Source organism: Curtobacterium sp. TXMA1, from assembly GCF_020162095.1.
GTDB lineage: Bacteria > Actinomycetota > Actinomycetes > Actinomycetales > Microbacteriaceae > Curtobacterium.
Genome location: NZ_CP083910.1, coordinates 141032 through 153137, shown reverse-complemented (window position 1 = coordinate 153137; position 12106 = coordinate 141032). Strand labels below are relative to the sequence as shown.

Here is a 12106-nt window from a genome sequence, read left to right as displayed (position 1 = left end):
GGGCACGGGCTTAGCTAGTGGGCGCCTCAGGACCTTGCGGAGGCTGCTGTTGACCCTGGCTCTGTCCGAACCCGCCGAGCATCTGCTGCATCAGCATTGCGCCGAATTCTTGACCCTGCGCGTCGTTCGCAATGCGCTGGTCAAGGATCTTCGTGATGCGTTCATTGATGTCGCGCTTGAGGTCCGCCAGTGTCTGATCTGACTGCCGAGAGAGGGTCCGGATCTCCTCGAGCGCTCGCTCCGTGCGGCCCTCAGTGTCCCTCGCCAACTTGAGCTGGTCGCGTGCCATGACGCCTTGCCAGATCGCTATTGCCACCGACACCAGGGCAACGATGAGAGCGGCGACTCCGATGGCGATATCCACACGATCAGAGTAACGCGAGATCGATGTCCGTTTAAAGGCCGGGCTTGCTCCGTCCCCATGACGCACAACCCCGGCCGGTCTTCGATCAGGCCTGGGCCGGCTCCCCGAGCTCGGCGCCCGCCTGGTGTGCCGCGTACTTGATCCCCATCTGCGTGCTCGCGACAACCTCGTTCCGCGGGATGCCACTTCTACGCGTCGGGCCTGATCGCTGCCGGCTGCGACGTCGTCACGGTGCAGCGTGCGCTCGGTCACTCGTCCGCGTCGATCACGCTGTCGACGTACAGCCATCTCTGGCCGGACGCCGGCGACCGCACCCGTGCCGCGGCTGCCGGACTGATTCGCGCAGTTTCTGCGGACTCCTCGCGGACTGAGCAGACCGATTCGGCTGCTGTAGCCCGGTTCTAGGCGGGTCGCCTCAGTTCAGCACGAACTGCGCCGACTCCTTCGACTCCAGGCTCCCCACGGCCACCTGCAGGTGGTAGCTCGCCCCGCCCCCGGGCACCGACGGCCGCGCACTGTCGCACGTGGTGGTCGACGAGCGCGTGCGGTCCCAGGCGATCGCCGGCGTCGTGAGCTCCTGCCCCGCCTTGATCGTGACGTCCTGGTTCGTCCCACCGGTCTGGCAGTCCTTCGACGACCAGTACTGCTCCTGGCCGGAGCTGATCGTCAGGACCTGCTGCGCGGAGCCGAGGTCCATGTGGCACGCGTCGGAGCCGGTGTTCTTGATCGACATGGCGATCTGCGGGTCCTCGGTCGGCCCGTAGGTGCTCTTGTCGACGACCGGCGTCAGCTCGATCTGGTCCTTCGAGCACGTCGCCGCGTCACCAGAGGACGACGCAGCGGCCGACGAGCCCGAGGACGGTGCGGCGGACGGCGACGCCGACGGGTCAGCCGAGCTGGACCCGGACGAGGACCCGGCAGCCGACCCAGCACCGTCGGCGGCCGCAGGGGCCGACGGAGACGCCGACACCCCAGGCGCAGACGCCGATGAGGCCCCGCTCCCCCGGCCCACGACGATCAGCACGACCACCACGACGACGAGCAGCAGCACGCCGGCGACGAGCGCACGACGGCGCCAGTAGACGCTGGACGACTCGGGTCCGACGGGGTGACGGAACGACGACATGCGCACAGGGTAGGGCGAACACCGCGCCCGACCACGGAGCGACGCCGCGGCACCCGCGAAAGCGTCAGACGATCCCCAGGTGACCGGCGATCAGAGGATCTTGAGCATGCGGGTGTTGCCGAGCGTGTTCGGCTTCACCCGGGCGAGGTCGAGGAACTCCGCGACCCCCTCGTCCGACGAGCGCACGAGTTCGGCGTAGACGTCCGGCGACACGACCTGCTCGCCGATCTCCAGGTACCCGTGCTTCGCGAAGAACCCGACCTCGAACGTCAGGCAGAAGATGCGCGCGACGCCGAGCTCGCGCGCGTCGTGCTCGAGTGCCTCGAGCATCCGGTGTCCGACGCGCTTGTGGATCCAGTCGGCGTCGAGGGCGAGCGTGCGGACCTCGGCGATGTCGTCCCAGAACACGGCGAGGGCACCGCAGCCGATCGGCACACCGTCGGGCCCTTCGGCGATCCGGAACTGCTGGATCGAGCCGTACAGCGCGACGTTCTCCTTGCCGAGCAGGATGCGCCGGTCGACGTACGGCGCGATGAGCCGCTGGATGTGCGGCACGTCCGACGCCAGGGCCGGACGCACCCGGATGCCGTGCTCGTCCCGCTCGTCGAACGCGTGCTTGCCGTGACCAGTCATCCCGTCGAGCATACGGCGCAGCAGACGGGCACCGCCCAGAGGGCAGCACGGCGCAGCAGGGGGACACCGCCCTGGAGGGCCTCCAGCCACACGGGCATAGCGTCGGTCCCGAACCCGAAGAGCACGACGAAACGAAGGAGCGAACATGCCCCAGATCATCGAGACCGTCGACGTCAACGTCCCCGTCCGCCAGGCCTACGACCAGTGGACCCGGTTCGAGGAGTTCCCGCACTTCCTCGACGAGGTCGAGAAGATCGTCCAGGTCGACGACAAGACCACCGACTGGACCGTCAAGGTCGCCGGTCAGGAGCGCGAGTTCCGCGCCGTCATCACCGAGCAGCACCCCGACGAGCGCGTCGCGTGGACCGTCAAGGACGGCGACGTCGACCACGCCGGCGTGGTGACCTTCCACAAGCTGTCCGACAACGAGACCCGCGTCACCGCGCAGATCGACTGGGAGCCCTCGGGCCTGCTCGAGAAGCTCGGCTCCGCCGTCGGCGTCGGCGGTCACGCCGTCAAGAAGGACCTGCAGAACTACAAGGAGCGCGTCGAGAACGCCCCGACCGAGCCGGGCTGGCGCGGCGACGTCCAGGCCTAGGACACAGAACACACTGACGGGAGGCGCGGTGCCAGCTGGCACCGCGCCTCCCGTTCTGTCGTGGGCCGCACCGTTCGCACACGTCCCGCTGGCAGGGTGGGCACCATGCAGCTCGTCCGCACCGCCGTCACCGGCACCGTGATCGCCACCGCCGGGAGCGTCGCCCTCGGGGCCGCCGCCGCACGCCGCCTCCTCCGCCCCGCTCCCTTCGTGCCGCCGGAGTCCGAGCTGGTCTGGACCGACGAGCACGACGTCCCCGGTGAGGAACCGGACGGCGTCGTCGGACGCACCCACGTCGTGCACGTGCACGGGCAGTCGCTCGGTCCGCAGCAGGTCCTCCGTGGCCTCCGGGTCTGGCGGGAGCTCGGCGCCTCGAACCAGGTGGTCGACACCAGCGCGCTGCCGCTGCGGTCCCTCGACCCCGCCGCCGTCGACCGGGTCGCCGCCGCCGCGCACGCTGCCCGGGCACGGGGGGCCGAGCGCGTGGTGCTCCAGGGCTGGTCCGCCGGCGCCCTCGCCGCCTCCGCTGCCGCGGCACGCACACCGGTCGACGGCATCGTCGGGGTCGCACCCCTGCTCGACGTCCGGTCGGCCCTGCGCGGCGCCGTGCGGACCGCTCGCTTCCCCGCGGCCGTCGGCGTCGTCGCCGGACGCATCGCGACCACGCCGGGCCTCAGCCGCCTGGCCGGTGTGCCCTACCCGCTGTCCGTCACGCGCTGGCAGGACGAGCGCACGCCGACGCTGCTGCTGCACTCGGCCGCCGACCCACTCGTGGACGCAGCCGACGTCGCCGCACGACGCGCACGTGGCGCGCGAGTCGAGACGTTCACGGACGCCCGGCACACGCTCGAGTGGAACGAGGACCCGGAGCGCTGGGAGCGTGCCGTCCGCGACTTCGCCGCGACCCTCGACTGACCACGACCACAGCGGGCGAGGCTCCCCCGGAACGAAGCGGCCCGGAACGAAGCGTGGCCCCGGTCGGGGGAGACCGGGGCCACGGACGTCCGACCTGTTGGGGGAACCAGCCGGACGCCGTCCGCGAGGTGTTGGGGGAACCCTCGCAGCAACAACGGTACCCCCCGCCCGGGGGTCGCGTCCGCCGCGCACGCCGGAACCCGCACATGTGGTCGCCACCACGAACGGACGGGAGGCGCGGTGCCAGCTGGCACCGCGCCTCCCGTCCGTCGTGTGGAGGAGTCCTAGGACTCGATCTCGCCCTGCGTGGTCTCCGCGGCCTCGACCGCGGCAGCCCCGGCGAGGACCTCCTCGCGACCCGGCTGACGCCCGGTCTCGAACTGGAACCCGCCCTCGGCGAAGTCGACCTTCACGTGGTCACCGGCGTTGAGCTCACCCTGCAGGATGTGCTCGGACAGCTGGTCCTCGACCTCGTGCTGCATCGCGCGACGCAGCGGACGAGCGCCGAGTGCCGGGTCGAAGCCGACCTTGATGAGCTGCTCCTTGGCGGCGAGCGTGAGCTCCACCGTCATGTCGCGGTCCAGCAGGCGGTCCGACAGACGCTTCACGAACAGGTCCACGATCTGCAGCAGCTCGGACTGCGAGAGCTGCGGGAACACGATCGTGTCGTCGACGCGGTTCAGGAACTCCGGCTTGAAGTGCTTCTTGAGCTCCTCGTTCACCTTCGAGCGCATGCGGTCGTAGCCGACGGCCGAGTCACCCTCGACCTGGAAGCCCACCGGGCCACCGGCGATGCCCTGCGAACCGAGGTTCGTGGTCATGATGATGACGGTGTTCTTGAAGTCGACCACGCGGCCCTGACCATCGGTCAGGCGACCCTCTTCGAGGACCTGCAGCAGCGAGTTGAAGATGTCCGGGTGGGCCTTCTCGATCTCGTCGAACAGGACCACGGAGAACGGCTTGCGGCGCACCTTCTCGGTGAGCTGGCCGCCCTCCTCGAACCCGACGAACCCGGGAGGGGCACCGAAGAGTCGCGAGACCGTGTGCTTCTCGCCGAACTCCGACATGTCGAGGGAGATCAGCGCACCCTCGTCGTCGAACAGGAACTCGGCGAGCGCCTTGGCGAGCTCGGTCTTCCCGACGCCGGTGGGGCCGGCGAAGATGAACGAGCCCGAGGGGCGGTTCGGGTCCTTGAGGCCGGCGCGGGTGCGGCGGATCGTCTTCGAGAGGGCTGAGATCGCCTCTTCCTGACCGATGACGCGCTCGTGCAGGGCCTTCTCCATGAAGACGAGACGCGAGGTCTCCTCCTCGGTGAGCTTGAACACCGGGATGCCCGTGGCCTGCGCCAGCACCTCGGCGATGATGCCCTCGTCGACGGTGCCGGACGCGGCGACGTCACCCGCACGCCACTGCTTCTCGAGGCGCAGACGCTCGCCGAGGAGCTTCTTCTCCTCGTCGCGCAGGCTCGCGGCCTTCTCGAAGTCCTGCTCCTCGATCGCGGCTTCCTTCTGCCCGCGGACCGTCGAGATCTTCTCGTCGAACTCGCGGAGCTCCGGCGGCGCCGACAGGATCGACAGACGCAGGCGGGCGCCGGCCTCGTCGATCAGGTCGATGGCCTTGTCCGGCAGGAAGCGGTCCTGCACGTAGCGGTCCGCCAGGTTCGCCGCGGCGACGATCGCGCCGTCGGTGATGGACACCTTGTGGAACGCCTCGTACTTGTCGCGGAGGCCCTTGAGGATGTTGATCGCGTGGGGCAGCGACGGCTCGTTGACCTGCACCGGCTGGAAGCGGCGCTCGAGTGCGGCGTCCTTCTCGAAGTGCTTGCGGTACTCGTCGAGCGTGGTCGCACCGACCGTCTGCAGCTCACCGCGGGCGAGGAGCGGCTTGAGGATCGACGCGGCGTCGATCGCGCCCTCAGCAGCGCCGGCACCGACGAGCGTGTGGATCTCGTCGATGAAGACGATGATGTCGCCGCGGGTGCGGATCTCCTTCGTGACCTTCTTGAGGCGCTCCTCGAAGTCACCGCGGTAGCGGGACCCGGCGATGAGCGACCCGAGGTCGAGCGAGTAGAGCTGCTTGTCCTTCAGCGTCTCCGGGACGTCTCCCTTGACGATCGCCTGGGCGAGGCCCTCGACGACCGCGGTCTTGCCGACGCCCGGCTCACCGATCAGGACGGGGTTGTTCTTGGAGCGGCGCGAGAGGATCTGCATGACCCGCTCCATCTCCTTCTCGCGCCCGATGACCGGGTCGAGCTTGGCGTCGCGCGCGGCCTGGGTGAGGTTCCGACCGAACTGGTCGAGGACCTGCGAACCCTGCTGGGCGTTCTGCTGCTGCTCACCGCCGACGGCGACCGCTTCCTTGCCCTGGTAGCCGGACAGGAGCTGGATGACCTGCTGACGAACGCGGTTGAGGTCCGCGCCGAGCTTGACGAGGACCTGGGCGGCGACGCCCTCGCCCTCGCGGATCAGGCCGAGCAGGATGTGCTCGGTGCCGATGTAGTTGTGGCCGAGCTGCAGCGCCTCGCGCAGGGACAGCTCGAGCACCTTCTTGGCGCGTGGCGTGAACGGGATGTGCCCGGTCGGCTGCTGCTGGCCCTGCCCGATGATGTCCTGGACCTGCTCGCGGACGGCATCGAGCGAGATGCCGAGCGACTCCAGCGCCTTGGCGGCGACGCCCTCGCCCTCGTGGATGAGGCCGAGGAGGATGTGCTCGGTGCCGATGTAGTTGTGGTTGAGCATCTTCGCTTCTTCTTGAGCGAGGACGACAACACGACGGGCTCGGTCGGTGAATCTCTCGAACATGTGCTCTCCCTTGCCGGGCTCGTGGGAGCTCGGTGACGTACATCGAGACTAACCAGCGGACCCCCGGAGGGCTGCCCCTGTTCGCCGTGGGCGTGACCTCGTTGCGCACCGGGCACAGCGCCCGGCGACGGTGCCCGCAGCGGACCGCCCGTCACGGCTCCCCGCCAGGAGTCGACTCGGCGTCGCCGGGTACGATCTGGGCATGGAGCAGCCCGTCGTCGGCCTCGTCGTCCACCCCACCAAGAACGTGCGTGAGTCGATCACGACCCTGCAGCGGTGGAACGCATCGGGTGCCGGGCGACTCGTGGCCCGACGGGCGGACGCCCAGCGCATCGGCGGCGACGTCGAGGTGATCGGCGACGACGACTTCACCGACCAGGTCGACCTCGTCGTCGCGCTCGGCGGGGACGGCACGATGCTCGGCGCGATGCGACTCGTGGCGAAGCGCCCCGTCCCCGTGCTCGGCGTGAACTACGGCAACGTCGGGTTCCTGGTCGAGATCGAGCCGCCCGAGCTCGAGGCCGCACTCGACCGACTGTCCGCCGGTGAGTACCAGCTCGAGCCGCACCACGCGCTCGAGGCCCGGCTGTCCTGGAGCGGCGCCCGCACGGACTACCTGGCGTTCAACGACCTGACGATCGTGCGACGCCCCGGAGCCGGGCAGGTCTCCGCCGACCTCAGCGTGAACGGGCTCGGCTACGGCTACTACCGTGCCGACGCGATCGTCGCCGCGACCCCGGCGGGCTCCACCGCGTACAACTACGCCGCCGGCGGACCCGTGCTGTCCCCGGCGCTGTCGGGTTCGGTCGTGACGCCGGTCGCCCCGATGGCGGGTATCGACCGCGCCGTCGTCCTGGCGGCGCGCGAGCGCTACCGCTTCGACATCGCCGAGGGGACCCGGAGCGCCGCCCTCGAGGTGGACGGGCTCGTCGTGGGCGAGGTCGCGACCGGGGCGCAGATCGACATCAGGCTCCGGAAGGACGCCGGCAGTGTCGTCCGCCTCGACGCCGAGCGCCACGGACGCACCGGCCGGGTTAAGCTCAGCCTGCTCGACCTGCCGGTCCGCCCGGACCAACTGATCGAGCTCATCCCGCAGGACCTGCGCCAGAAGCTCGGCCGCGAGCTCGAGGACTAGCGCCGACCGGCGCCCGGACAGCGGAGTGGCCCGCCCAGGCAGTGCCTGGACGGGCCGTCCCATCACCCCACCGGACCGCCTTCCCACAGGACGGCCCGGTTCCCCGTGCCGAGGTCGAGACCCCGGCCGAAGCCTGCTGACCTCAGTCGGTCAGGTACAGCTGCATGTCCTGGCTCACGGCCTTCGCGAACAGGCGCAGCTTCGCACGCGACTCGACGCGGCTGACCGCCTGGCGCGTGGTGTGCACGATCTTCGAGATCTCGTCGAGCGTCATCGGCTTGTCGTCGTCCAGGCCGTAGCGCATGCGGATGACGTTGGCCTCGTCGCTCGGCAGCTCGGCGACGATGGAGCGGATGTCGCGGTGCAGGAGCGTCGTCTCGGTGAGCTCGTTCGGGCTCGCGGCGTCCTCGTCCTCGATGAAGTCGCCGAGCTCGCTGTCGTCGGAGTCGCCGACGACGGTGTGGATCGACACCGGCTCGTGCGAGCGGCCCTTCAGGTCGAGGAGCTCCTCGGTGCTCATGCTGAGCTCGGCGGCGACCTCGTCGGGCATCGGCGCGCGGCCGAGGTCCACGGTCAGGTCGCGCTCGGTGCGCGAGATCTTGTTGATGAGCTCGACGGTGTGCACCGGGATGCGGATGGTGCGCGCCTTGTCGGCGAGACCACGCGAGATCGCCTGGCGGATCCACCAGGTGGCGTAGGTCGAGAACTTGTAGCCCTGGGTGAAGTCGAACTTCTCGACCGCACGGACCAGGCCGAGGTTGCCCTCCTGGATGACGTCCATGAACGGCAGGCCGCGCTGCGAGTAGCGCTTCGCGATGCTCACGACGAGGCGCAGGTTCGAGGTGATCATGCGCTCCTTGGCGCGCTCACCGTCGCGGACGAGCCAGCGCAGCTCGCGCTGCAGGGTCTTGTCGATGCCGGCCTCGGTGGCGAGCTTCTCCTCGGCGAACAGGCCGACCTCGATGCGGCGGGCGATGTCCGCCTCCTCCTCGGCGGTCAGGAGCGAGAGGCGGCCGATGTGGCGCAGATAGTCGCCGACCTGGTCGACCGAGGCGCCGCGGACACCCGCGAGCTGCTCGTCGGCCTCGACCTCGGTGTCGAGCGTGGTGGTCTCCACCGCGGCGTCCGCGGTCTTCGCGGCTGCGGTCTTCTTGCTGCGGCGCGCGGTGGTGCCAGTGGTCGTCGTCTTCGGTGCTGCGGTCGCGATCGTCATGGTGACTCTCCCTGCGGTTCGACGGTGATGGCCTCGTTGGGGGGTGCTGACGAGTAAAGCGGTCCCGAGGTGTACCCCACAAACCGATCGGATCGATTCCCAGGGAACGTCGTGCTTCACCCGTCGCGCTGTCCCCCGCGGGGTACATGCTCGACGTCAGCATGGACCCGGCCGATGCCCGCGCGCAAGGGGGTGTCGCCGTGTTTCCGGTGTTGCAGGGATGTTTCATCACCGATCGCAAGTGTGTACCCCGGGGTGCAGCGCGGAGCGGACACGAAAAAGGGGTACGGCGTTCCGGATCGTCGTGATCCGGGCGTCGTACCCCGAAGAGCGTCAGGAGTTCGGTGTCACCAGGAGGGTTCGAGCCACCCGTCCCGTCGCTTGGAGGTCTCGAGATCGGCGTCGCGGTCGAACTCGTCGTACTCGCTCTCGATGTCGCCGACGAGGCTGCGGCCGGTGAAGGCGTGCGTGGTGGACATGCGGACGATGCTCACCCGGTCCGGCGACGCCACGGTGAACGGCCGGTGACCGACGACGGACGCTCGGACGTCGATGTCGTCGTCGTCCTCGTCGCCCCACACGGCATCCCGCGCCGCGTCGGGCAGGACCGAGTGCCCGAAGGCGTCCTCGGGATCGAGGTCGGCCGGTTCGGCCGGGTGCGTGCGATCCGTCGGTCGTGCGTCCACGCGCACGAGTGCACCACCCGTCGGTGAACGACGGGTGACGCGCGACAGCGCGAGCTCCTGCGCGGGACTACTCCGCGGAGGTCGGTGCGGGAGCGGGGCGGCCGTGCTCGCGCTCGTAGCGTGCGCGCTCCTCGGCCTCGACCTTCGCGTACGCGGACCGCTCGGTGCGGTCGGCACGCATGATCGCGCGCATCACGAACCAGAAGATCAGGCCGACGACGACGGTCGGCGTCACGGCGAAGATGATCCCGGTCACGACTCCATCTGGCACCGGAGCATCGTACCTCGCCCCGGTGACCGCCACCTGCTCGGAACGGCACCGGTGGACGGACGGGAGGCGCGGTGCCAGCCGGCACCGCGCCTCCCGTCCGACGACCGGTCGCGTCCCTACTTGACCAGCGGGAACAGGATCGTCTCGCGGATGCCCAGGCCGGTGATCGCCATGAGCAGGCGGTCGACGCCCATGCCCATGCCGCCCGACGGCGGCATCGCGTGCTCGAGGGCGCGCAGGAAGTCCTCGTCGACACGCATCGCCTCGGGGTCGCCGCCCGCGGCGAGCTTCGCCTGCTCGACGAAGCGCTCGCGCTGCACGACGGGGTCGACGAGCTCGGAGTAGGCGGTCGCGAGCTCGAACCCGCGGACGTACAGGTCCCACTTCTCGACGACGCCCGGGCGGGTGCGGTGCTCGCGGGTCAGCGGGGAGGTGTCGACCGGGAAGTTCATCACGAAGGTCGGCGCGTGCAGGTCGTCCCCGTGGAAGTGCTCCCAGAGCTCCTCGACGTACTTGCCGTGGGTGGCGTGCGCGACCTCGACCCCCTCGGCCTCGGCGAGCGCCACCAGCTCGGACAGCGGGGTCTCCGGGGTGATCTCCCGCCCGGCGGCCTCGGACAGCGACCCGTACATGTCCATCCGGGCCCACTCGCCACCGAGGTCGTACTCGGTGCCGTCGGCGAGCGTGACGACGAGGGAGCCGCCGGTCACCGCCTTCGCCGCGTTCTGCACGAGCTCCTGCGTCAGGTCGGCCATCTGCTCGTAGTTGCCGTACGCCTGGTAGGCCTCGACCATCGCGAACTCGGGCGAGTGCGACGAGTCGGCACCCTCGTTCCGGAAGTTCCGGTTGATCTCGAAGACCCGGTCGATGCCACCGACGACGGCGCGCTTGAGGAAGAGCTCCGGCGCGATGCGCAGGTAGAGCTCGGTGTCGAACGCGTTCGAGTGCGTGATGAAGGGCCGGGCCGAGGCGCCGCCGTGCTGGGTCTGCAGCATCGGGGTCTCGACCTCGAGGTAGTCGTGCCCGGTGAACGTCTGCCGGAGCGACGCCATGACCGCGGCGCGGGCGCGGACGGTCTCGCGCGCCTGGTCGCGGACGATCAGGTCGAGGTAGCGCTGGCGGACCCGGGTCTCCTCGTTCAGCTCGTTGTGCAGGTTCGGCAGCGGCAGGACGGCCTTCGCCGCCATCGCCCATTCGTCGACCATGATGCTCAGCTCGCCGCGACGCGAGGAGATCACGCGCCCGTGCACGAACACGTGGTCGCCGAGGTCGACGAACTCCTTCCAGCGCGCCAGGGACTCGTCCCCGACCTCGGCCAGGGAGACCATCGCCTGGACGCGCGCGCCGTCGCCGGACTGCAGCGTCGCGAAGCAGAGCTTGCCGGTGTTGCGGGAGAACACGATGCGCCCGGCGATCCCGACGACGTCCTGCGTCTCCTCACCCGTCTCGAGGTGCGCGTACTGCTCGCGCACGGCGGGGATCGTCGTGGTGATCGGCAGTTCGGCGGGGTAGGCCTCGATGCCGGCGTCCAGGAGCCTGGCCCGCTTGTCGAGCCGCACCTGTCGCTGTTCGCTGGTCTCTTCGGCGGACAGGGCGTCTGCGGCGGGGGTCTCTTCGCTCATTGCTGGTGCGGCTCCGTGGGGTCGTGGGGGATGTGGAGATGCTACCCGGACTTGCCCTCCGCACCGGTCCGGGCGGTAGCTGCACCCGGCGTCCCGGTGGGAGCGGCCCCGTCTGCGAGCCGGGCTTCGACGACGAAGTTCTCGCGGGACGGGCCGCCGTCCGGTCGCTCCAGGCACGTGATCACCACCAGGCGCCCCGGGACGTCCGCCCAGACCGTCGCGTCGCCGCTGATGGACGGCTTCGGGACCGTCCTGGTCCCGGTGACGACGTACCGCACCCCCGCGACCTCCACCGCGTCGCCCGTCGCGACGCGCGCCGCTCCGGTCGCCGTGTCGTAGAGCGCGTTGCCCGGGCCGACGCCCCCACCACGGAGCGAGTGCATCGCGACGAAGACCGTGCCGGCCTGCGGCGCACGGACCGAGGTCCCCAGGTCACGGATCCAGAACGCATCCGTGAACGTGGGCGGCTGGACCTCGTCGTCGACGGTCACGAGCGAGCGGAGCGGGACCTCGAGCCCGACCCCGGGGACGCGGAAGGTCGCACCGCCGACGGACTGCACCTCCATCCGGCGGACGGCCGCTGGCGACGGTGCGAGCCCCAGGGCGGCGTCGACGCGGTTGCCACGCAGGTCCGGCAACGTCGGCGCCGCGGCGGGCCGCTGGCCCTGCTGCACGATCCCCACGACTCCGGTGGTGACGAGACCCGCTGCCAGCACGAGCGCAGCGAGGGTCACGACGGTCC

12 protein-coding genes are annotated in these 12106 nt (G+C 70.1%); 3 read left to right on the top strand and 9 right to left on the bottom strand.

Features of this window, described 5'->3' with window-relative positions:
* Positions 1-10 precede the first annotated feature (10 nt).
* The 3 genes from LCG91_RS00810 to LCG91_RS00800 all read right to left on the bottom strand — a co-directional run bounded on the left by LCG91_RS00810 (position 11) and on the right by LCG91_RS00800 (position 2123).
* A complete protein-coding gene (locus LCG91_RS00810) occupies positions 11-364 on the bottom strand; it encodes a hypothetical protein (protein ID WP_224442150.1) in 354 nt (117 codons plus the stop codon).
* A gap of 415 nt (positions 365-779) precedes the next feature.
* Positions 780-1490 (bottom strand): hypothetical protein, encoded by a 711-nt coding sequence (locus LCG91_RS00805; protein WP_224442149.1) that lies wholly within the window; start codon positions 1488-1490, stop codon positions 780-782.
* Positions 1491-1580: 90 nt separating this feature from the next.
* Positions 1581-2123, bottom strand: coding sequence for an amino-acid N-acetyltransferase (locus LCG91_RS00800; protein WP_224442148.1), 543 nt, complete (start codon positions 2121-2123; stop codon positions 1581-1583).
* A 145-nt stretch (positions 2124-2268) separates the two neighbouring features.
* Here LCG91_RS00800 and LCG91_RS00795 point away from each other — a divergent pair, with 145 nt between their 5' ends.
* Together LCG91_RS00795 and LCG91_RS00790 are read left to right on the top strand one after the other, a co-directional pair.
* On the top strand, positions 2269-2721 hold the full coding sequence (locus tag LCG91_RS00795; protein ID WP_058729305.1) for an SRPBCC family protein: 453 nt from the start codon (positions 2269-2271) through the stop codon (positions 2719-2721).
* Between the two features lie 105 nt (positions 2722-2826).
* Positions 2827-3636: a hypothetical protein gene (locus LCG91_RS00790; RefSeq protein WP_224442147.1), complete on the top strand. Its 810-nt coding sequence runs from the start codon at positions 2827-2829 to the stop codon at positions 3634-3636.
* 284 nt (positions 3637-3920) lie between these two features.
* On the opposite strand, the gene LCG91_RS00785 is transcribed toward LCG91_RS00790, so the two are convergent.
* Entirely contained in the window at positions 3921-6437 is a 2517-nt protein-coding gene (locus LCG91_RS00785) for an ATP-dependent Clp protease ATP-binding subunit (RefSeq protein ID WP_224442146.1), read from the bottom strand.
* A 202-nt stretch (positions 6438-6639) separates the two neighbouring features.
* On the opposite strand from LCG91_RS00785, the gene LCG91_RS00780 reads away from it, so the two are divergent.
* Positions 6640-7572 carry an NAD(+)/NADH kinase gene (locus tag LCG91_RS00780; RefSeq protein WP_224442145.1) on the top strand — a complete coding sequence of 311 codons (933 nt, stop codon included), beginning with the start codon at positions 6640-6642 and terminating at the stop codon, positions 7570-7572.
* 142 nt (positions 7573-7714) lie between these two features.
* Here LCG91_RS00780 and LCG91_RS00775 read toward each other — a convergent pair whose 3' ends face one another.
* The 5 genes from LCG91_RS00775 to LCG91_RS00755 form a co-directional block, all read right to left on the bottom strand.
* Positions 7715-8785: a sigma-70 family RNA polymerase sigma factor gene (locus tag LCG91_RS00775; protein WP_058749395.1), complete on the bottom strand. Its 1071-nt coding sequence runs from the start codon at positions 8783-8785 to the stop codon at positions 7715-7717.
* Positions 8786-9132: 347 nt separating this feature from the next.
* Entirely contained in the window at positions 9133-9471 is a 339-nt protein-coding gene (locus tag LCG91_RS00770; protein ID WP_224442144.1) for a hypothetical protein, read from the bottom strand.
* Positions 9472-9538: 67 nt separating this feature from the next.
* Complete coding sequence (locus LCG91_RS00765; protein WP_058749396.1) at positions 9539-9742, bottom strand: hypothetical protein; 204 nt, start codon at positions 9740-9742, stop codon at positions 9539-9541.
* Between the two features lie 116 nt (positions 9743-9858).
* The gene (lysS, locus tag LCG91_RS00760) at positions 9859-11364 is read right to left on the bottom strand and encodes a lysine--tRNA ligase (RefSeq protein WP_224442143.1); all 1506 of its coding nucleotides are present in this window, start codon (positions 11362-11364) and stop codon (positions 9859-9861) included.
* Positions 11365-11405: 41 nt separating this feature from the next.
* Positions 11406-12098, bottom strand: coding sequence for a class F sortase (locus LCG91_RS00755; RefSeq protein WP_224442142.1), 693 nt, complete (start codon positions 12096-12098; stop codon positions 11406-11408).
* Between the last annotated feature and the right edge of the window lie 8 nt (positions 12099-12106).

Bases quoted from the DNA above. Each gene is read 5' to 3' on its own strand.
- LCG91_RS00805 (WP_224442149.1), bottom strand. From the start codon at position 1,490: ATGTCGTCGTTCCGTCACCCCGTCGGACCCGAGTCGTCCAGCGTCTAC.
- LCG91_RS00800 (WP_224442148.1), bottom strand. From the start codon at position 2,123: ATGACTGGTCACGGCAAGCACGCGTTCGACGAGCGGGACGAGCACGGC.
- LCG91_RS00795 (WP_058729305.1), top strand. From the start codon at position 2,269: ATGCCCCAGATCATCGAGACCGTCGACGTCAACGTCCCCGTCCGCCAG.
- LCG91_RS00790 (WP_224442147.1), top strand. From the start codon at position 2,827: ATGCAGCTCGTCCGCACCGCCGTCACCGGCACCGTGATCGCCACCGCC.
- LCG91_RS00785 (WP_224442146.1), bottom strand. From the start codon at position 6,437: ATGTTCGAGAGATTCACCGACCGAGCCCGTCGTGTTGTCGTCCTCGCT.
- LCG91_RS00780 (WP_224442145.1), top strand. From the start codon at position 6,640: ATGGAGCAGCCCGTCGTCGGCCTCGTCGTCCACCCCACCAAGAACGTG.
- LCG91_RS00775 (WP_058749395.1), bottom strand. From the start codon at position 8,785: ATGACGATCGCGACCGCAGCACCGAAGACGACGACCACTGGCACCACC.
- lysS (WP_224442143.1), bottom strand. From the start codon at position 11,364: ATGAGCGAAGAGACCCCCGCCGCAGACGCCCTGTCCGCCGAAGAGACC.